General features: G+C 57.0%; 1 protein-coding gene. It reads left to right on the forward strand.

The window, feature by feature from the left end; all coding sequences use genetic code 11:
* Positions 1–545: 545 nt before the first annotated feature.
* Positions 546–23,852 carry a hypothetical protein gene (locus tag QET40_RS09325; RefSeq protein WP_280126905.1) on the forward strand — a complete coding sequence of 7,769 codons (23,307 nt, stop codon included), beginning with the start codon at positions 546–548 and terminating at the stop codon, positions 23,850–23,852.
* Positions 23,853–24,422: the final 570 nt, after the last annotated feature.

Consider the following 24,422-nt stretch of genomic DNA (forward strand, 5'->3'; position numbering starts at 1 on the left):
GTTCCAAACATTCAATCTCGGATCTTTTCTTTTTCCCCTTAAGAGACATGCGGATTTAGCATCCGTCATCAAGTGTTTTCTTTTTTCTTTTGCAAAAAGAATATAAAAAATTTGACACACAAGAAGCCGAAGGAATCGGCATTGTATAATTGATTTCTTATCACGATGGCTTCGAATGCGTTGTGCAAAAAACAAGTGGATGCTAAATCCGCTATTTTGCAACTATGACCGATTGTATTGGAGTGGAGAATGTACACCAGATACCGGACATTTTCCCACATAGCGACTGTCCGAACTCTCTTTTGGAATCTTCTTGCGGGATTCTGTCCGACTTCTCGAATCTTGCGCAATCGTTTGATTTTCAACTTGATAAAATGCGTCGTAAAACTTTTGTTTCCAACGGCGCGCGCGGACATGGCCGTGCGACTTCTTCCATGCGATTTCCTTCTTCCCGGCGTCCGGGAAGTCGTCGTTCCGTTTTCGGAACCCTTATCCTCTCCCCTGCTTTTTAATCTTCCTTCAACCATTTTTAATCGACCAACGTTATGAAACTCCACCTCCCCCCCACGCTTCGCAAGGCTCTTCTTGCTACATTCGTCTCCGCCACTGCCTTTGTGGTGTCGACTTCCGCCGCCTCCGCGTCCACCGCTTCCGTGACGCCTCCCGGCGCGGATGTTTCCTACAATGTCCGCTCAGGCACGACCGCCACGATTACTACTGAAAATCTCGGAACAGTCGAAGGCGAAAAAACGCTTGATCCAGGCGACGGTACGACCGGGAAGGCCTACATGGCCGATGCAAACAACCATTTTAAGGGCGGCAGCGACGCCATGATCCGGAATACGGCCAACGGGAACGCCTGGATTCAGAACATTGAATCGGGCTGGAACGAATTCGTCGGCACTTATCTGGTCGACGGCGGTTCAATGACCCTCTCCAATGTTCAGGGAGGTAGTGACAACGCTGTCAACATTCGGATCGGTGTGAACTCGTCCCAGCAGAATAACGGAACGCTCGTCTTCCTCAACGGAACGTCTCTGACGGCCTCCGGGTTGACCATGCAGAGCAATACCGTCCTGACCTTGACGGGAAGCGGCGACTCCCTGTCCTTGTTCGGGAATGCCTCTATGTCCGGCAATTCCACAATCGGCGGAGATGGCATACTGACGTTGCAGGACGGTTCCTCATTGACGATGACCGGAGGTTCAAACTCTCTGGGGCATGTAGTTGTCGCGGCCGGAACCTCCGGTTCGTCTTTGACCGTGGCTGGCCTCAACAATTCCATAGCCGACTTGTCCGTTAAGGGTACGGCTAATATCACGCTGGGCGAAGGCATCGGCGCCGGCAATCTCTCGATCAAGGATTTGGGTGTTTCCTCGGAGGGGGGCCTTGCCCTTTCCGGCAAAAGCAGCATAAGTGTGACTCATGCCTCACTGGATGCTGCGATTTCTTCGACAGGAATTACCCTCAACATCAATTCTTTGGTGATCGGCAATACGGATGCCATCAAAGATGTATCCAAAATCAACCTGACATCCTCAAGTGGACTTTCTTCACTGATTTTGAATTCCTCTTTAAATACTTCATCCCCGCGTCTCGGACTGTCCAACGACATGATGGTGCTGAACCTGGGTGGATCGGCCCTTGCCGGCTATGCGGCCTCGGGCTTGTCCGATCTGTTCGATTCCACTTATTCCTGGGATGGAAAAACGATCGCTCTTGCTCCTACGGGCAATATTACCAAGGACCAGGTTCTTGGCTTGATTCATCAGATTGAGACCATGGGAGCGTCTCTGGACACGACGATGCCGTCGGTACTGGCCTCCATGGTCTACACGATGCCTTTCACCGGCAATAGCTACCTGACCAAGAATGACGGTGGCGGAACGGCCATGCTGATTAACGACCAGTCCGGATTTACGGGTACTTACAATATTGAAAAGGGCAGCCTTCTGTTCGTCGACCCCGGTTTTACTGACACGGTCAGGTCACTCGAACAGAGTGGCAAAATTGTTCTTGCCGACAATACGACCGCCACGTTCAACATTTCCGGCGGTAATACCCTCACTCAGAAAGGCGTTATCAGCGGTACGGGCAGTATCATCAAGCAAGGGGGCGGTATCCTGCGCGTCTTGACCACCGACAATCCATTCCAAACGACAGCGGGAGACATTACGATTGACGGCGGAACACTGAAGATTTTGACAAACGCCGGAGGTAATTCTTCCATATTAGGGGCGGCCGGGGCAACGGACAAGGTTGTGATCAACAATGGAGGGACGCTTGAAATTGGAGTAGAGGGAGGAAAACATCAGAATTTGATTAACAGGCAGGTAGTCCTCAACAGCGGTTCTACCCTGTACTATGTAGACGGAGCAAATGGGATAGAGAAGTCCCTCTGGTTCAAACAGGGGATTTCTGTCAATGGAGACGCTTCCTTCAAGATCGGTTCAGATAAAACGGTCCAAGTTAGCGAACTTTCCGGGAATGGGACTCTGAATATCAAAGCATTAAATAATTGGACCGGTCAAAGATGGTTCAATTTGAAAGGAGAGGGAGGTTTCGAGGGAATAATTAACGTTCAGGCACGCGCTTTTGACGCACAGACTTCGGGGTCTTATCCGATCGGACTTGTTATTCATTCGGAGAACGCTGCTGCATTGGCAACGGTAAATCTGGAAGGATATGGTGCGAATTCACAAGCCAGGCTTGTTCTGAAATCAGATGTAGGAAGAATCAATGCATTGACAGGCAATGAATACGGTTTGGTTTCAAGTGACAGTGTCCGTACCCTGAGCGTTTCTTCCGGCAACTACTCGGGACAGTTCTCCAACATCAGCATCACGAAAGTCGGTGAGGATATTCTGACGCTCTCCAACAGCAATGGGAATGGCAACGTCAAGGCACTGGATATTCAGAATGGTACGGTCAATTACGCCGCACCGGGAGTTGAATCCATCGCCATGGGTCAGGAGGGAGCCGCTACGTTGCACCTGACAGGAGGCGACCTGACGAACAGCGGAGCCCTAACGGTCTTATCCAACAGCGGTATAATCATTCTGGACGGTCACACTCTGAACGTTGCCTCCATCGCCATGTCGGGGACGGGATCCGCTACGCTGCTGAAGCTGATAGAAGGCAACCTGACGAATAGCGGAGCTCTAACGGTCTCATCCGACGGTGGTAAGATCGACCTGAACAATCACACCCTGAGTATTGCCGGGGGAACTACGCTGTCTGGTGCTCTGGAGGTAGACATGGGGCTGACGGAAGGAAGCGGAGTCACTTTCACGGGAGCTGTATCCGGTGCGGGAGCACTGACATTTTCCGGAATGGGAACCGCTACGCTTTCGAACGCAAGCACAGATTATGTCGGCGGTGTTACCTTGAAGGACTTTGCCAATCTCAATCTGCAGGCGGTCTTCGGAAAAAGTGGTAACCAGATTACCGTCGATGGTGGCAATCATACCATTGTTTTCAATGGCAAGAATCAGACCACAACCACGATTGTCATGACCAGCGATGCCAACCTGATTCTGGATGACAACATTGCAGGAAATCCTGGATGGGGTACTCTTATTACGAACAATGGTCAAGGAGAATTAATTATCCGTAGCAGTGGCAAAACAAGCTCTTCTACCAACGGAACATTTCTCTATGGCAGTGGTTCCCAGCTTGGGAAGCTCGTTCTGGAAACGAATGCACACATCGGTCTCCTTTCCCAGATGACCCTGAGTGCGTCTTCCGTTTCCGGCAATGATGCGAAGCTAAAAATTCAAAAAGGAGCTACATTTAATGTCACAGGCATAGTCGATGTGGGCAATCTGATACTTGATAATGGTAACATCGCCAACAAAATTACGGCGGCTTCCATTATGGCAGGCACCCTCACGATGTCCAATGCCACCGGAACGATCGAAGCTACGGGAAACATCACCTTCGATGGCTGGGGAAACAATGGTCGAGGCACCATTAAATCCACGGCAGGAAGCATCACCGCGAACGCGGTCTTCGGCTCAACTAACGGTTTGACTCTGAATGCTAACGGTGAGCTTAATTTGCCCCGGGGCGGCACGTTGGGCGCCGCGACATTGCAAGCCGGAACGCTGAATGTCGGCACAAATGACGCCGGCAACCAGGCGGATCTGGCTTTGTCGGGTTCATCAAACATCACGGCGGATGCTACGAACATCGGGGAGGGAGATACCCTGAGCATCGCCGTATCGAAAAGCAACAAGCTCGGTGTCCTTGACATCGCTGCGAACGGTATTCTGGCAATGACCGGCGGGGCGCAAGCGACGACGGAAAAGGGAATAACAGGGACAGAGTCCGATTACCAAACTGTCACCAATAACGGCAAGATCGACCTGAATGGTGAGAATACCTCCCTGATTGTCGGCGCTATTGCGGGCGAAGGAGATATCGTGCTGGGCGATAAGGCTGCACTGACTGCCAGCTCCATCACACTGTCTGGGGAAACGGCGATCACGGGCGGATCAACCGTTAATTCAACAGGAGACATCACCCTCTCCGGTAGTGTTTTTCTGAATGGAGGCTCGCTGACGTCCTCCGCCGGAGGCATCACCCTGTCGGACGTCTCCTCGATGGACAATGCGACCATCACGGCATCCGATGCAACCAGCGGCATGGTCACGTTTACGGGAACACAGGACATGAGCGGCACAGATGTTACTCTGACGGCGCAAAACCTGATGATCGGGGACGGAGTGAATGCCATTAAAGTGAACTTCGGAAATACGGGGGCCACGGCGCAAGAAACCGGTCAAATAACCATTGCCGATACGACGACGATTAACGCCAACGCAGAATTGTCCCTGCACAACCACAAGATCGCCAGCAATCCCGATTCTCTGGGAGCCATCGTCAACGACGGCAACCTGCGCATTGTCAATACCGACGCAACGGCGGTATCCTGGAGTGGAACCGGCACTCTGGAATTGGGATATGGTGGGCTGTATTTCGGCAATTTGACTCTGACTTCGATTGAGGAGCAAACGATCAATGGTCTCGTCAGGCTGACAGGAATAGAAGACGCCAAGCTGAGCGCCGCCGGTGATTTGACGTTGAAATCGGTTTCCGTTGAAGGGAACAACACCCTGGTTGAGGCAGTCGGAAACCTGACCGTCAACCGGATCGCTTCTACCGATTCTTCCGTTGCTACCTTCAAGGGTGCCAATGTTACCGTTGATGTCAGTAGTGCGGACAGCAAGACTTTCAGGGGAATCGTCCTGACTGCTACCGGTCAACAAGGCAAGGTTACGTTGAACGATGTCGTCTCACAGGGGGACAACTCCGTTATAGCCGCCGCCCTGATCGTTGACAGTACGACAACGCTGACGGATGCCGACACGTTGACTCTTACAACCGGTACGACGATTAACAGCGGCGCTTCACTGACCCTCGCTGACGATGCGTCGGGCAGCAACCTATTGGCTCTTATTACAGTCAGTCAACTGGGAACGTTGAATATTCAAGCGAATGTGGCCGCCACGGCAACATCCTTGACGGATACTGCCGGCAGTTCCACGATCGTGAACGGCACGCTGACCGTCTCCAATGCCATGGCCGTGAACGGTGGCCTGGCTGTCGGTGGAAACCTCGTTTCCGCCAACGGCCTGACGGCTACCGACAAGACAATCGGAGGAACCGGCACGTTGACTGTGGGCGATCACTTGTCCTTGGGCACGGGTTCGTTCCTCGGCAATGTCGTACTTTCTTCCGATACCACAGTCAGCGGTTCTCTCGGTACGATTAATACGGCGAGCCATAAACTGACGATCGGCGATTCCATGACCCTGACGGGAGCCGAAGCGAGCACGATCAACGGCGGCCTTGACGGAAGCGGTACTCTCGCCCTGACTGGCGAAGGAACCGTAAACTACACCGGACCAGGCGACTTCACCGGAACCGTGAATGTCTCCAACGGCATCCTGAACATCGGCGACAATGCCTCCACGACCACGAAACTGGGCGAACTGGCCGGGATGAATCTGTCCGGGGACGGCGCGGTCAACGTCAACGCGAACCTGACGACGAAAGTCTTGTCCATGGTGGGTACTTCCAAGCTGAACGTCAGCGGGAACGGCGTCTCCATGACGCTGAACCAGGGCGATGACAAGAGCACGGCCCTGACCGCCGACCAATTGTCGGTAACCGGCGGGGCTTCTTTCATAGCCCAGGGTACGCTTTCCATTGACAACACGTCAGAGACCGTCGTCCGATCCAACGGTACGATCCAGGCGAAAAACCTGACGGTATCCGGCAAAACCGCCGGTGTGGATGCAAGCAACAAGCTGAATCTCAAGGGAACGGACTTGCTGACTGTCTCCGGCAACGACAGTTTGTCCCACTCTGTCTTGACGACGGGAGCGGATGGCTCCTCCGGCACGCTGATTCTGGACAAGGTCACGTCCGACGGCACCAACACCTTGAATACGAACGTTCTCGTTATCGCGGGAGGAACTTCCGATACGGCCATCCACACAACGGAACTCAAGGATACGGATGTCCTGAAGCTGGCGGGAACTTCAACTTCGACGACGATCAACCAGTACGGAGAACTCTTCATCACCGACGGTGTCACGGCTCCCTCCATATCAACCATCAACCTTGACACCATCACCAACAACGGCCTACTGACCATCGACCACGACGTTGCCGCGCAGGCCACGAGTATTGGCGGAACCGGCACGCTGACGATCAACGCCAAAGACACCGCCGAGACTTCCCTCAACGGTATGCTCACTGTAACGGGCAAGGTCACGCTCGACGCCAATGGAACCGTCAACCTCGATGGCGATCTGCTGGCGAAGGGAGGCTTTGAATCTACGAATGCCGCCAACTTCCACGGAGAAGGGAATCTCAAAGTCGTCCGGACGTACAAGATGCTTGCCGGGGATAACAATGATTTCTCCGGAACGGTCGTCCTGATAGGCGACACGATAGCCGAAGGCCGCGCGCCGCAGATCGATACGAACGGCAAGACGCTGACGATCGAGACTGGAAAGACCTTCGCCATCGACTTGACCGACTCCACGAGCACGATCGGCTCTCTCGCGGGAAGCGGCATGCTGGAGATGAACGCCAAAGGAGGCACTCTGAATCTGACTGCTGCGGGCGGCTTTACCGGTACGCTCACTCAAAACAACGGCAAAATTTATATTACCGCGGGAGCGCCAGGGCCATCCTCGTTCGGGCCTCTGTCCGCCATCGACATCAACGGAGGATGGATGGATGTCGCCACGAATATTGAGACAGCCCAACTGACCGTTGACGGCGAGCCTTCCTTTATCAATGGTTTCCTGTTCATCGAGAACAACGCGACTCTGACCGTCTCCGGCAATGGGGATACAACTCTCAACGGCATGCTCGGCCTCGGAGCTTACGGTTCCAGTCCGTCCAGTGATACGCAGGGTACTCTGAAGGTAAGCGGTGGCGATCTGACGGTCAATAATCTGGATGATGGCGCCTATGGAACTCTCGACGCATCCGGGCATACGCTGACGGTGAGTGGCATTACGACGGGGCTTGGCGAGAGCAAGCGCCTGACGATGAATGCCGATTATATCGTCTTGAAACCGACTTCCAAGAGCACGGGATTCCAGTATGTCGACGCCAAGGCAGTGGATACGCTGACATTCTCCCTGACCACGAGCAAGGTGGATGTTTCCAACTCGACGATTTCCGCCGCCACTCTTCTGGTCAATGGTACGGATGTAAACAATTACGTTCAGATCATGGATTCCGTCCTCACGTTGACGACGGGAACGACGGTCGATCAGGCGACTCTTGCTTTCTCTAAATCCGCTGCGGTTGGAATGCAAACCTCCTACGTCCTCAAAGCCGTGACGTTGCGAAACGGCGGCAACCTGGTCGTGAATGACAGCCAGCTTACCTTCACGACCTGGAGTGATGTCGGCAATACCGGAACAGTCGATCTTTTTGACGGCTCGCTCTCCCAGGCCTCCGGCACAGACGACGACATTACGATCAATTCCACGGTGAGCGGTGGTAACGCGATGCTGGCGGTCAACGGCAATCTGACTCTTGCCGGTTCCGGCAACGAACTGGATGGCGACACCGTTCAGTCCGCCAAGACGCTGACGCTCCAAGGCAGCTATAAGACGCTCTCCGGGTCCAGCTTGCTGGGCAAGGACATCGTCCTCGATTCTACAGGGTTGTCCGGGACCGGACTGAAGCTGATGCAGAACGCCGACGGGGATAAGAACGCATCTCTGACGGTTTCCAAGTCGGCAACGCTTGCCGGCAGCTACATCAACACCACGAAGACGACCATCGCGTCCGGGCAGAAGCTGACGCTGGACGGTTCCTACGTCAATCCGTCCATCCGAACGGTTGAGGACGGAACCGCGTCCGAACTGGGTGAGATCATCCTCTCCGCGACAGGCGATAATGAACTCGCCCTCATCAACGGCGCGCGGGCCAACTTCAAGTCGTACAGCGACCAAGGCACTAGCGCGTTGACGATCACCGACTCCACACTGACCCAGACGGAAGCGTCTGGCAGCGGTATCACGGTCAAGGGAGTGACGACCATCACCAATACGGCTAATGATCTCCAGGCGTCTCTCGCCACGACGGACAGTCTGACCCTGGCCGGCGACAACACCATCACCGGCATAGTCGATGGCGAGAAAGCCCTCGTCTCCACCGATGGCGACCTGACCGTCGGATATGAAGGCCATACCAATAATATCAGCGCCGCCGCCCTGTCCGCCGGAAACAAGACGGACGGCAAGACGTTCACGCTCGTGGGCACGACGAGCAAGCTCGCCGGAAACTCCATTGATGCGCAGAACATTGTGTTCTCTTCGACCGGAAACGAGACAGTCACTGTCAAGAGCCTCATCGACGGACTCACCGCTTCATATAGTGATACGGTCGCAGGCTCTAATAACGCTCTCTCCGGAACGAACCTGACCGTCAACAAGGCGACTCAGCTTTCCGAAGGTTCGCTGAATCTTTCGGGTAACGTCACGACGACCATCAATAACGGAGCCATGCTCCAGTTGGACAACGTCACTCTGGACGGAACGACCGGCTCCGTCGTCGAACTCGGCTCTATCCATGTCAAAGGAGAAACTGTCCTGACGACACTCTCCATCACCGGCGGCACGCAGGCTCACGGTTCTTCTCTGGCGATGACGGGCAACTCCTTCCTATCCATCGACGGCACGGACGGCAAATTCAACACGACGCTGACGCTTGAGACCTCCGATGTACTTACCCAGTCCACATTCTCCGGCATCAGCGTGGCGAACAACGGTCACCTGGTCTTCAAGACAGGCCATATCACCATCACGGAAGACAATAAGGACAAGATCAAGTGGGACGCTTCCTCCGAAATCAGGACGGAAGCCGGAAACATCGTTTTCGACGGAGTGAAGGACGACTTCACCGGTGACCCTGTCCGCGGCGAAATTGTCACGGAAGGCAACTTCGACGTCGAACTGGTTCACGGAGCCCAGATCTATGCCACAGGCGTCTCGACGCACAACCTGAACCTGCACGACGATGCGACGAAGCTTAAGATCGACATTTCCGACCAGGGCGGCTCCACATGGTCCAAGATGGAAATCAGGGATACGCTGTCGCTGACCAACGGTGCCGACCTTGACATCGCCAATGTCTCCAAGGGGATTGATCTCGGAACGCTCGGCATTCTGGCGGTCAATGGAAATTCGAACGTTTCCCTGACAGGCCAGGCAAATTCCGACGATTTCTTCACGACGAAGACGATCACCCTGACCGACTCGACGATGAGCGTCGAGAATCTTGCTCTGAACGCGGCTAATGCCAGTGTTTCTGTTATTCTCCGGGGAGTTTCCGAATTAACTCTGAATGGAGCGACTCTCGCGGGTTATGACGTGCTGTCCCTTGCGGGCGCATCCTCCGCGAGCTTGAATAACGTGACGCTGGATTATGTCGGAGGAATCAACATGAATTCCACCGGTACCCTGGCATTCACCGGCACCAACGATCTGGGTATGGCCGCCGTAACCATGACGTCCGGCTCCGCTTCCATCACCGGGCGGACGACCGGTTCATTTGCTTTGGCGGGAGGTTCCGGCTTGGCAATCGGCGGGGTAGACTACGGAGAATTGATCGGACAGGTTGACTTCCATGGAGGTACGCTGTTCATCACCAATCTGGGCGATAGCTCCGGGCTTTCGCTGAGTACCGGAGTCAATGGAAACGGCACGGTTGACATTGCCGATGGCCAGGAGCTGGTTCTGGAAGCAGACAGCCTGATCGGTTCCGGTACGCTGACTGTTACGGGCCAAGGAGCCCTGACGGTGAATGGGACTCAGTCTGCCTTCTCCTCCAATGTGAACTATGGCGCGGGCACGCTGACGCTGGGCGCGAACAATGCCCTCGGCACGGGCATGCTGACGCTGACCAATGACACGACGGACATGGTCGTATCCGGCAGCCAGTCCAACACGCTCTCCTTCATCGGCAAGACGTTGAATCTGGCCTCCAATGGAACTGTGACATGGACGAAGAACGTCACGGGCGGACATTTGAATGTCACGGGAGGCGCGACAACCCTGGCCGGTCCGGTGAAGCTCTCAACGCTAACCGCCGACGGAATAGTAGTCCAATTGACGAACATTGGCGCCGATGCCCTGAACGCCAACGACATCGACAGCCTTGTCTCCGCCAACGGAGGTTCCATCTCCAATGAATCGGCAGCCGGCAAGGGATACTACGGTTCCTACGGCAGTCTGACTGTCACAGGAGGTGCTTCCATTACCCTGCATGATGCGGCGGTCAAGGGAGCCATCAACGCCGAGAACGGCGCTATCACCTTGGAGGATACGGCGGCGAATCTTGGATTCAATGATATCGCGGTCAGCAAGAACGGAGAATTGTCCATCAACGGGGGAACTCTGTCGACGGGCGGGGATCTCACCGGTAATGGTTCCGTTGTTTTGACGGATCTCGTAGCCCATGTCGGTTCTGTCGATTTCGAAGGAAATCTGGAACTGGACAATGCGGGAATTACCGCTACGAGCGACATCGACCTGACGAATGCGACGCTGACAGTCTCCGCTGACGGCGGTGCCCTGACGTCCTCCGAAGGAGACATGGATCTCGGAGCGGTCACGGCTCAACATCTCAAGTTGACGGCCAATCATGGTGTCCTGACCTTCAACGGGGCAACCGGTCTCACTTATTCCATGGTCAATGTCGGAGCCCTTGATGTCGAAGCCGCTACGACCTTGACGGATTCCCTGCTGAATGTCGCTTCCGAGACACTTCTGAATGCCAGCCTGACCCTCACCGGTACGACGAATCAGCCGAGTCTGAACAACACGCTCGGAACCATCGTGCGTGGCAGTGGCACGCTGACGTTGGACAACGCCCAGGTTACGGCCAGCGGCTGGACGACGACAAGTGCTTCCCTCGCCATGAACAACGGGACGCTGTTCCTCAACGACGCCCGCCTCGTTACGTTCAAGGGACTGACCATGAGCAACGGTTCCGTCCTGAATGCCAAGGCAGGGCTGACGGTGACGGATGTCGTAGAGACCCTCCAGGGTTCTTCGATTACCGCGGGAGGAGACCTGACATTCAGCAATGGATTGAAGAACGCCAGCGCTTCCACATTGAAAGCAACGGGCGATATTACCGTCACGGATACTTCCTTGAAAGGCTCTGCTCTCAATCTGCAGAACGCGATCGTTCGGGCCGGGAAGAACGTCGAACTGGCACTAGGCAGAGGTAGGGATTCCTCCATCAATCTGACCGGAGCCGCTGTAACGGCCGAGACGGGCAATATTTCCATTCATGGTTCTCTCGTTTCTCAGGTAGGGAACGTTACCTTGCAGGCCTTGCAGGGAGATGTGCTCCTGGATTCCTCGGGTACAATTGCCTGGTCGGATTCCACGATCCAGGCCCAAGAACTGGTCCTGGATAGCTCGGGACGACACACGTTCTCCGGAACATCCTCTATCGACGTCAATGCCCTGACCTTCCAAGGCTCCAGTAGCCTAAGTACCCTTACCTTGTCGGGAACAGGAACCTACAAGCTCGGCGTGATTTCCAACACAGGAAACAGAGAAAAGGTGTTGTATATCACCGGCGCGCAAGCAAGCGGAACAAGCATAACCGATACCCGGTTGGAGATGAGCGCGAATTCAGTTCTTAACCTGAGCGGTGAGGCTCAGCTGAATGCCGGCTATGCCAAGCTGACCGATTCCACGTTAAATGCGGCAAACATAACTGCACAGGATAACAACCACACGATATTTGATCATGCAACGGTCCAAGCAACAGCAGGCGATATCGTCCTGGAGAGTTCCGGCAGCATCAAAACCATTAAGCTTGCCGGTACCGAGACAAGTACGTTCATGGCAAACCGTGATATCGTAATGGTCGGAGTGGACAGCGACAGCGCGACTTCCCAGGCCAATGCAAGTCTTTCCGCCGGAAGGGACATCAGCTTGTCCAATGCCTATTTTGACGATCTGACGGCTTCCGCGGGCAATGCCGTGACTCTTAACGGAGTGATCGGAAGAGATCAGGTAAGCCTGAGCGGGAAAACGCTGTCTGTCACAGGCCAAACAGGAACAACGCTGTCCGGCAGCTCGACGCTGATCAACTTCGGCAGCGGTTCTTCCTTCACGGCGGCTTTGACGGTCTCCCATCTGGCAAACGGTTCCATGATGGGAGCGGTCAATGTCAGCGGCAATGGTTCCCTGAAGCTGACGGGGGATGGAGGAACGCTTGGCATGTCCGGTCTGACGATAGGAAGCGGGAGCAATGCCCTGACCAACCTCAATGTTGACTTGGGTGGCGGCAATCTTGTCCTGACAGCCGGAACTCTGACACTGGACGGCACATCCATGCAGAACGGCTCGTTGCTCACAACAGAAATCGGCACGACACTGACCCTGAACAACGCATCCTCCCTTGCCATCTCAGGGGCAGGAACAATCGACGGCACGCTGGCATTGACCGGCGGGTCCCTCCTGACGACGGGCGGCGCCTTGACGGTGAACAGCCAGGTCGCCGGCATGAACGGCACGGTGACGTCCGGCGGCGACATGACGTTCGCCGGGGGGCTTTCTACAACCGGTCTCGGCAACGTCCTGAATGCGGTTGGCCATACCTTGACGCTGGGTGCAGCTTCCTCCCTTACCGGGGCAACGGTCAATGCCGGAACGCTGGCGGTCAACGGCGCAACGACGGTTGACGCCAATTCCCTGCTGAACGTTTCCGGGGCCACCGGGATCGGAGTCGCCCTGACTCTCAATGGAGGAAGGGGTACGCACGAACTCGGGACGATGATCGACAACTCGGGCAGCTTGACCGTCGGAGAAGGCGGCAGCGCCGCAGGCGGCACGCTTTCCGGAAACGGAGCCTTGACAGTTACAGGTGAACTCAATCTGAGGGAAGAAGCCATGGTTGACGGAACGGCGGCAATCGCCGGCGATCTGACTGCCGCCGGAGACATCCTCCTCTCACAGGTCGCATCCATCTCCGGACGTGTAACCTCCTCCAACGGTTCCGTAGGTCTCGACGGTGACGGCAAGAATCTCACCGGAGCAACGGTGAACGCCGCCGGAGACCTGCTTATCCTCGGCAGCAATGCCGAACTCGGAGAAGGAAGTCTGGTTCTGACAGCAGGCAGGAATCTGGTTGTCAATGAAGGCTTGACCGACAGCGCCGCCACCGCTTCCGTCTCCCTTGAGGGGATGGACGTCGACCTCGGAGCGACGACGCTGACCTCCGCCCTGACGGATCTGGAAGTCGGGAGAACCCTCTCCGTCGACGAAAACCTGACCATCAGCCGGCTCGCCAACGATTCCTCCCTCGGCAATGTAGTAACATCCGGAGATTCCGCGCTCTCCCTCAAGGGAGAAGGCGGCACGGTGACGGCCACCGGCCTCACACTGGGCGGCGCTTCCGTGAGGCTGGAATCGATGAACATGGATCTCGGTACGGCCGGAGTGGCCGTCCTGAACAGCGGTACGCTCGACCTCGTCGGCATGTCCCTCTCCGGCCAGTCCATGACGACGGCCGCGGGCACGACGCTGACACTGGGTACGGAAGGCACAGACAGGCATACGAGCCTGATCGACCTGACGGGCGACTTCACGGCCAACGGAGCGGTCGCCTTCTACGACGGCAGCATCATCAAGGCCCATACGGTAACCTTCAACGGTTCGGTGACGGGCGACATGGGCATTGAATCCGGCACGGACATCTACCTGAACCATGTCAATGGAGTCCTGAACCTGAAGGCCGGCAGAACGATCGACATCACCAACGGCGATACGCTCGTTGCCGGTTCCAGCCTGGAAGCGGTCAACCTGGCCGTTCACGGTACGGACGCCCTGACGGCGACCGATACTTCCTTCTCCATCTCCGGCACGACGACGATCGACCGGGCCGGAGCCTTGAACCTGGTCTGGACGACCGCCCGGACGACCGATTCCCTCGGGACCGTCACGGTCTCCGAAGGCGCCTTCTCGGCAACCGGCGTTGAGGGAACGGAACTTACGGTCAACGGCATCACGGCAGGCGGAGGTTCGGCAGCCTCATTGAACAACCTGACTCTCAACGGTGGCATCTCAACCGTAGCCGATGAACAGCTTGACACGGTCAACCTGACGGACGCCACGGTGACGGGCAACATCACCGTCAACGGCGGCGACGTCATGAACATGACGACATCCACCGTGCAGGGCACCGTCCTCCTCAACGGATCGACGTTGAACGTCCTCGCTACCGGCGAGAACTCCATCAACACGCTGACGCTGGCCTACGACGCCCGGGTGAATATCAATCAGGGAGCAACCCTGAACGTGGACACCACGGGCATCGGCACCGGTTCCGACATGCGGATCAACGGTACGGTTACAGGCAACGTCACTCTGATGGGCGGTACCGCCACACTGGGCTCCACAGGTATCTTGACCGGTAACCTGGGCATCCAGGGCGGCACGCTGACCTACCAGGGCGGCAGAGTAGACGGAGACCTCTCCTTCCTCGCCGATCCGGTCGGCAACTCCGTGATCAACCTGGAAAATTCCTGGACGCTCGGCAACGGCAAGGCTCTTGCCGTCAACGGAGACGGAACGATCAACATGGGTTCCAACTCCATGACGAGCCACGGTCTCACCGGAAACGGCGACCTGACTCTTACCGGTTCCGGTACCTTCACGTTTGACAAAACCGGCACACATACCGGCAATATCGTCTTGAAGGACTCAGTTTCCATTACTGCTTTGGGTGAAAACTATGGTATGGGAACAAGCGGTTCCCTCATTGCCGAATCCGGAGAACATACTATCACAATTGGAAAAGATCAGAGCAAGGGACTGGTTATTAACAAGGGATCTACTGTCAATCTGGTTACTACCCGTGACCTGGAGTGGCAAGGATTGATTAATAACCGGGGAATCTTGAATGTTGAGGTAGGGGTATCTCCCCTCTATTTGACATACTCCGGGTCCGACCTCGGTGACCTGAATCTGACGCAGGGAGAAGTTGCTCTGAGCCACTGGAATTCCACTCCTTTGCTGGATATGAAAGCCCGTGATATAACCAGCAATGCCGGTACTACCTTCAAGTTGCAGAAGTCTTCCCTGACAGCCGACAGCATGACGCTGGAAGGCGCTTTGACGGGACTGGATGGAAGTAAGCTGACTCTCACCAACGGATTGACGGCCAACTCCATCGATCTGGAAGGAACGACCGTATCTGCCCGGAGCATCCAGGCAAACGCAACTTCACTGGGCAACAATTCCAAGTTGACGGCTACGGAAGATCTCACCCTCTCCGGCATCACGAATATCGGCAACGGCGTCTCCCTCGCCGGAGGCAATGTCTCGCTGTCCTCCACAGCCGAGTTAACCTCGAATAACTTGTCACTGACAGCCGGGCACAAACTGCTCCTCAACAGCGGCACCTACATTTGGACCAACTCCACAGTAGACGTGCACGACTCGACCACGCTTGCTGAAAGCGTTAGGCTGACCTTGACGGGGGGCGACGGATACAGCTTCGGCAATCTCACAAATGCCGGTTCCATGATTCTGTCCGCCGGAGCAACGGCCCAGGCCACCACGGTGACCAACACTGGCAGCTTGACGATCGGTGGCACGCTGAACTCCTCGGGAGCTGTCACTTCTACCGGAGAGCTTGCCTTGTCCGGCACGCTGACGGGTACCGATATCGCCTTGTCCGGCGCCACGGACGAAGCCAATGACTTGCTCGGCGGCACGATTCGGGCTTCCGGTAATCTCAGCATCGCTCAGGCGATTCTGGGCGGAACGACTCTCAGCGGTATGACCGTGAGCTTTGATGGTGCCGTTAACGGTGGGGCGGATAACACGGTTACCGCCGGTTCGCTGCTCGTCAACACGGATGTTGCCATGGCAGGCTCCACCATAACCGTTTCGGATTCCACCACGATTGATGCTGGTAAGACCCTGAGCCTGACCGGAGGTACTCAAAGCTTCGGTATGCTCACCGGTGGTGCTGGCAGTGTGCTTGGTCTGGCAGGCGGAGCGACTGCGGAAGCTAAGGACATCCGGTTTGCCGATGGCAGCATCACGCTGGACGCATCTTCCCTCACGACAACGACGGGGGCGGACAGTGCCATCGGAAGCTTGACTCTGGCAGGAGACTCTTCGCTGGAGACGGCAGGCGACCTGGAAATTACGACTCTGGAAGACGAAGCCAACGGATCGATTGTATCGGACGGAGACTTGACCATAGACAACGACATCACGACTTCCGACACGTTGTCTCTCATCGCAGGCGGAACACTGACGCTCCAGGGAGATTCCTCCACGATCAATGGAGACGATAGCCTCCTTGCGGGAGAAACCATTTCCGTTGACGGAGATTTGACCATGAACGGGGCCAATGCTTCCATTGAAGCAATCGGCGAGATTTCCCTGAACAACATCACGATGACGGGAGAAGGTTCTTCCATCACGACGGGAGGAACACTTGCCATCTCCGGTTCGGGTAATCTGGAACACACCACGGTTGAAACCGGCACATTGCACCTTGTCAAAAATGGAAACGGGACGAACATGACGGACGTTTCCCTGACGGCAGCTAACACAATTGTCGACGCCGGCAAAATGCTGAGACTCATGGCCGGCAACAAATATTCCCTCGGAATAACGAGTATCACCGGCGATTTGAACCTGGGTGGAAACAATGAAGCAGCCAACGCCGCGACAGTCACGGCCGAATCCATGAGCATCGGTTACTCGTTCGATGCAAAGGGACGGCAAATTGACGGTACGCTGACTGTAAATACGGGCAGTTCCCTCACGGTACGCCACTCCCTGACGTCCACGGGATCGACTTCCATTGTCGGTTCCGTCACTGCCGGGACAATCGTTCTCTCCGGAAATGCCAATGACCTCTCAGGATACGGTACTGTCGACGGGGGAACGCTCAAATCCCTCAGTTCCATGACCATCACGAACGCCACGCTGGGCCGCACGACGCTCTCCTCCGTGACGGACATGAGCATCGCCGGAACGCTGACGGACGGCGGCCATAACACGCTGACCTCTTCCGAGGGCAACATCACGCTGAACGCCTCCATGACCGGCACCGACAACACGATCTCCGCCGCCAACGGCACGGTCGATATCAACGCCGCCATCTCCGGAGACGGACTCAACGTGACTGCCCAGGATCTCGTCATCGACGCGGCCCTGACCACGGCGGGCGACTACGCCGGACGCGGTGAAATCACCGTCGCCGGGACGATGGACGTCAACGCGGCGGCCACGCTGGCCAATGTCACGCTGAATGTGGCCCGCACGGACATCACCGGCAGCGGCTCCAGCCTGACCGTTTCCAACACCGGAGCCTTCGGCAAACTCGGCAACGTCACTGTAGCCGACCACGGATCCCTGACACTGACCGGGACAACTGCCGGTACGGCTTCATCCCTGACCGCCGACATCAGCGTCAGCAATAACTCCACGGCAAGCCTCGCCAATACGGCACTGGCAGGCAGCATCCTCGTCAGCGCCGACGCCAACACGCTGACGCTGGCCCAAACCTCCGTCACAGGCAACGTCACCCTGCTGGGTACGACCAACACTCTGTCCATGACGGATTCCACCATCGGACAGACCCTGACGATGGACGGCGGCCAGTTCGACCTGTACGGCGCCAATACCGTCGGCGAGCTCCTGCTCAACACGACCAACATCAACCTGACCCTGCACGACGGAGCCACGTTGAACGCCGTCGGCAAGGAAACCGTCATCGACAAGAACGGCCTCTACCGCATCGAAGGAACCCACACGGGCAGCATCCGCATCGCCAACGGTACGGTTGACCTCGGTTCGGAAGATTACGCCGGCATGCTGGACGGAGCCCTGGCTTTGGCCTACGGCACGTTGAACTACAACAACGCGGATTCCGCGATTTCCGCCGGCAACGCCATCACGCTGACCGGAGAATCCGGCTTCGCCCGCAATATCAATGTCAACGCCGACTGGGATGCCTCCGGCAACAGTCTCGTCGCCAATGCCGACGGCGTCATCAACCTCGCGTCGAACCTGACGCTGGGCTCCATCGCCTCCGGAAGCGGCACCATCACCGTCAATCCCACCGATCGCCCGCGTTTTCTGACGCTGAATGAGACAGGGGAACATACGGGCGATATCGTCCTCAACAGTTCCAGCGATTATATCAAGTCAGCCGGAGCTTCCTCTTTCAAGAGCGTGATGCTCTTGACGCTCAACGCGGCTAACGCCCTCGGTACGGACGGAGCCCTGAAAGTCATCGGCGACAACAGGCTTGTCCTTGCCGACGGAGCCGACCAGGACAAGAAGATCCAGTTGTCCGGCGACGGCACCGATTCCCTGATCGTCAACGTCAACAATGAAGACGAAGCCACGCTGTACGGCACTGTCACGACGGGAGACGGAGACATGATCGTCAAGATCGGAAGCGGGACGCTGAATCTGGAAGGAATCGCCAATACGGTTCATAACCTCGGTGTTTATGAAGGCATCGTCAATGCGCCGGGATCCGACGGTACGGTCCAGGTTATCAACAAGTTCGGCAACCTGTTAGTCGGCGGTAGCGAAGACGGAAACTCTACTCTCAATCTGGGATACGCCACGCTGATGGGCGGATCGCTCATCCAGGCCGATACAAACGGCACGATCCGTCTGGACAATGTCCTCGGCACATCCGTCGGAAACGTCCTCACCTTGGACAATGGCGCCATCACCGTGAATGAAAGCGATTTGAGCGTCAACTCGGTGAAGAACGAAGGCACCTTCGAAACGACCGGAACGATCCTCAACGTCACTAACGGCCTCCACAACATGGGAGCCATGACCCTGAAGGGCAACTCCACCGTCAACGCCGGAGAACTCGTCTCCAGCGGCGACCTGAACATCGGAGACGGAACGGATGCCACCAAGGTCGGCATCGTCCGCGACGCCGACCTGTCCGGAACCACGACCATCGGCAGCGGTTCATCCCTCGCGGCCGGACAGACGGTTACCGTCACCGGCCAAACGACAGTCAACGGTGCCCTGTCCGGCAAGGACATTGCCCTGAATGGCAGCGACGCGGTCGTCAGCGGTCATGACGGCAGGATCGAGGCGGACAGAAACCTGAATGCAGTCAGCGGCTCCGACCTGGTCATGAACGGCAATTCCTCCGTCAGTGCAGGCAACGACATGAACCTGGAAGGACTCGTCTCCGTAGACGGTTCGCTTGCGGCAGGCAACAACCTGAATGTCACCGGCGACGGAACCACCCTTGAGGGAACCGTCACCGTCAACGGCACCACCACGGTTGGCGGCAGCCTCACCGTCACCGACGGCGACGTCACCCTGAACGGCACCGCCAACGTCACGGACAAGACCACCGTCAACGGCAACGGTTCCCTGACGCTCGACTCCACCGGAGCCGGCGATCTGGGCAACGTCACCGTCAATGACGATGGCAGTCTGACCGTCAACGGCAATGGGAACAGCGTCAACGCCGACAACATCACGATGAACGGCAATGCCTCCGGATCCATCTCCGACACCGTGCTCAACCTCAACGGCGGCCGGGGTGAGATTATCCTCAACGACGCTTCCAGCCTCGACATCGCCAATACGACCGTCAACGGCAGCATCAGCACCACCAATACCTCGTCCACCGACTCCACCCACCTGGGACTCGACAAGGTCGACATCAACGGTGACCTGACCGTCGTCGGCGGCGACCTCGTCCTTTCCAACGACAACACCGTCTCCGGTTCCCTCAACATCTCCGACACGGTCAACGTAACGGTCAATGACGAGAACGGCAATCCGGGCACCCTGGTCGTCAAGGAAGGAACGCTGATTGATCCGAACGCCAGCCTCACCATCGACGAGAAGAGCAACTTCACTTCCAACGTCACCATGACCGGAGGAAGCTTCACCGTCAACGGAAACGCCGAAGGCAACAACTTCAATGGAGCTATTTCCTTCCAGCCCAACGACAACCTGGCCTATCCGGGCGCCTCCAGCCCCGTCGTCACCATCAACGGCACGCACAACCAGAACATGGGAATCACGGTGGACGCGGACGCCTCGATCAACGTCAACGGCACGCTGAACATCAACGGTACGCTCAGTTCCGGTTCCAACGGAGACGATACGCTCTCCCTCAACGCCAACGGTGAAACCGGCGAAATCGTCATCAATTCCACCAACGAAGGATTCGAAGACGACATCGCCATCGGCGGCGGCACGCTCGTGGTCAACGCCAATGAAGCGATCGGCAAGGACGGCACCCTCTCCGTCACCGGAGAAGGCGTCACGCTGAAGAACACCGCCGACGGAGCCACCGTCAGCAAGGACATCGCCACTAACGGCAACGGCCTGACCATCCAGACGGACCAGGACTTCATCCTGGCCGGACAGCTCGACGCTGCCGGAGACACCATCGTCAAGAGCGGAGACGCCGACCTCGTCCTCTCCCATGACCCGATCCTCAACGATGCTCCCTCCATCATCGGCACCCTGGATCAGACGGCCGGCGACGTCACCATCGACGGAACCGACTACACCGTCGGCAACCTCCATATCGCTGCCGGGGACCTGAACTTCACCTCGCTGGGCGGCAACACCATCCACAACGTGACCGCCGGTGAAGGCTCCAGCATCACGCTCACGGGCGCCAATGCCGCCACCAACGGATCCTCCGCCGACATCCTCGGAAACTCCGAAACCAATGAAGGCGCCGTCGAACTCGACGGAGCCACGCTGGAAACGGACGGCACCATCGTCGGCCTCGACACCCTGAAGGTGGGCACCAGCGCCAACGGCGTCGGTTCCAGCGCGACTCTGGCCAACTCCGCCGGTACCATTACCAGCACGACGGTCGAAACCGGTTCGGAACTTACCCTCATCGACAGCGCGATCGAAGGAACGAGCCTCGCCACCTCCGGCACGACCAACGTCACGGACACGGAACTGACCTTGGACGAAGCTATCTACGTCCGGGACGGAGGCATCCTCAACCTGGACGGCGCCAGCGTCATCGACAGCGACATCGTCCTCTCCAACGGCACCGTCAACATCCTCGAAGGCTCCTCCTCCGTCATCACGGCGGACAGCACGCTCGACTTCAACGAAGGCATGCTGTGGAGCGCGGGAGACCGCCTCGTCAACGTCCATGAAAACTTCACCATGGAAGGCACCGTCCGCATGACCAGCGACGGCACCGTCATGGTGGACGCGGACAAGACCATGAACGTCAACGGAGGATTCGACGGAAACGGAGAACTCCACAAGACAGGAAACGGCACCCTCGCCTTCAACAAGGCCGCCGCCGCCTACACGGGCACCGTCAACCTCAAGGAAGGAACCATTGACGCCACGGCCTCCAACGCCTACGGCAGCTCCTCCACCCTCAACATCGCCGGCAGCGGAGTCACCCTCCAAACCGGAGTCCGGGACGGAGACCCCGTCCGGTTCGATTCGGCCCTCACGGTCGACGGCGACCACGCCTTCACCGTCAACACCCTCGCCGACACCGCCTGGAACGGACAGCTCGCCGGAGCCAAGGGCGCCATGACCAAGACCGGAAACGCCACGCTGGCCATCAACAACGCCAACAGCCAGGGCTTCGCCACCGCCATCAAAGTCAATGAAGGCGACCTCGCCCTCAACGGCAATATCGGCAGCAACGTCACCCTCGCCCGGGGAACGATGCTCTCCGGCAACGGTTCCACCACAGGCCACGTCGACGCCCGCAACGATAACACCGTCATCGAAATCGGAGAAGCCGGCAAGATGTGGAACGGACACACCGGAGGCGTAGAAACCCTCACCCTCGGCTCCGCCGCCTTCGAACGCTCCGAAGCCGACTGCATGGGCGTCTACAAGACCGGCACCAAGACCATCGTCGACCTCGATCTGGCCAACAACGCCAGCGACAAACTCGTCGTCACCGGCAAGGCCGACCTGAACAACTCGCTCGTGGAAATCCGCAAGGGTGCCTACACCCCGACCCAGGAACGCGGCGTAGCCGACGGCACCCGCTTCCACATCGTCGATGCGGGCGAACTCACCGGCACCTTCCATGACGAAGTCCAGCACGACCTCTACCTGCTCAACGCGCACCTCGAAAACACCGCTACCGGAACCGACCTCGTCCTCTCCGTCAACCACAAGGGAGCCGACAAGCACCAGAACCAGAGCGGCATCTCGGGCGTCATTGAAAGCATTGACAACGACGGCATCGCCACCGGCGAACTGCTCGACATGATCAACGCCTTCAAGCACACCAGGAGCGAAGCGGAAGCCAAGGCTGCCCTCGACTCGGTCGGAGGCACCCGCCTGAGCACCATGATGAGCTCCATGCTCGCCGGCAACGTCAACCACCTGCGCAACCTGCGCAGCTCGATGGGCACCGGCAGCTACGCCATCTCCGTCACTCCGGACGCCAAGGGCGGCATGATCAGCCACGGACGCAGCAACACCGAAGTCTGGGTCACCCCGACGGCCGGCTACAACAAAGCCAACGGAGACAGCAACGCCCCCGGCTTCAGCCGCAGCTCGTGGGGAGCCATGATGGGGGCCGAACGCAGCCTCGATGCCAACACCATGCTCGGCATCTCCCTGGGCTACGACTACGCCCGTACCGAAGTCCTGGGAGCCACCGACGAGACCGATACCTACAACATCGACCTCTACGGCACCTACCGCAACGGAGCCTGGCAGAACCGCGCCAGCCTCGGCATCGGGTTCCACGACTTCACCAACGACCGCTTCGTGACAGTCGGCGACCGCTTCGCGCACATGTCCCGCGGCGCCGCTTCCGGTACGTCGTTGAACTTCGCCTACGAGCTCTCCTACACCTTCCAGCTGGACGCCAAGTCCACCATCGCCCCGCTCTTCACCGTCGAGAGCAGCCTGGGCTGGATCGGAAGCTACTCGGAAAAGGGTGATATCGGTAACGCCGGGCTTCACCTCGACCGCCAGGACGCCTGGGCCACCATCCTCGGCCTCGGCGGCCGCTACACCCGCGACTTCAGCGTGATAAGCAGCGCCCCCTCGGCCCGCTTCGAAGCCATGGCCCTCATGACCTTCGACGTCGGCGACCAGGGAGCCCCGCTCACCGCGTCCTTCATGGGAGCCCCCGGCAGGAACTTCACCGTGAACCCCGCGGCCAACAACCGCATCGGAGCCCTGATTGGAGCCGGAGTCACCGTCCCGTTCAATGAACGCCTCTCCGCCTTCGGAGGAACGAACTTCGAATTCCGCAGCGGCACGAGGGACTTCACGGCAAACGTCGGTGTGAGATACACGTTCTAATGTAAAGAACACCCCTCCTCCTAACAATCAAGGCGCGGCTCCGCAAGGAACCGCGCCTTTTTTTGCATGGAAGACAGGATGGAAAAGAAAACGCTGGAAGAGACCGGCAAAAACTCAACGGGTGTACTCCATGCATGCGCTTGCCCGAAATGCATCCTGAACGAAGTCCTGCGGACTTGCGATAGAGTTCGCGTGTGGATGGACGAGTATTCATTCCCTTTTACTTTGCCGAATATCATCGAGCGGAGGGACTTTTTTTGTATTGATTGTTAATTGCTTGTGTGTGAGGCAAAGGGTCGAATTAGCGGATTTGGAATCCGTTTGTCAAGACTGAACTGCCATTTTTTGATGCTTCGTTTGATTTACCCCGTTATTGACTGATTTCCCCAATGAATTTCTTCATGCAGTTAAGTTTGATTAATTCATAATACTTTATATGTAAATGTATTATATTGGAAACGGATTCCAAATCCGCTATGAAGGCCTTTTCATTTTATCAGTAATAATCAAAGAAGGGAATTTCGATGAAATTAAAACTTTTTCTCAAGAGGCTATTTCTTTTTTCCAGTC

The organism is Akkermansia sp. N21169, from assembly GCF_029854675.1.
GTDB lineage: Bacteria > Verrucomicrobiota > Verrucomicrobiia > Verrucomicrobiales > Akkermansiaceae > Akkermansia.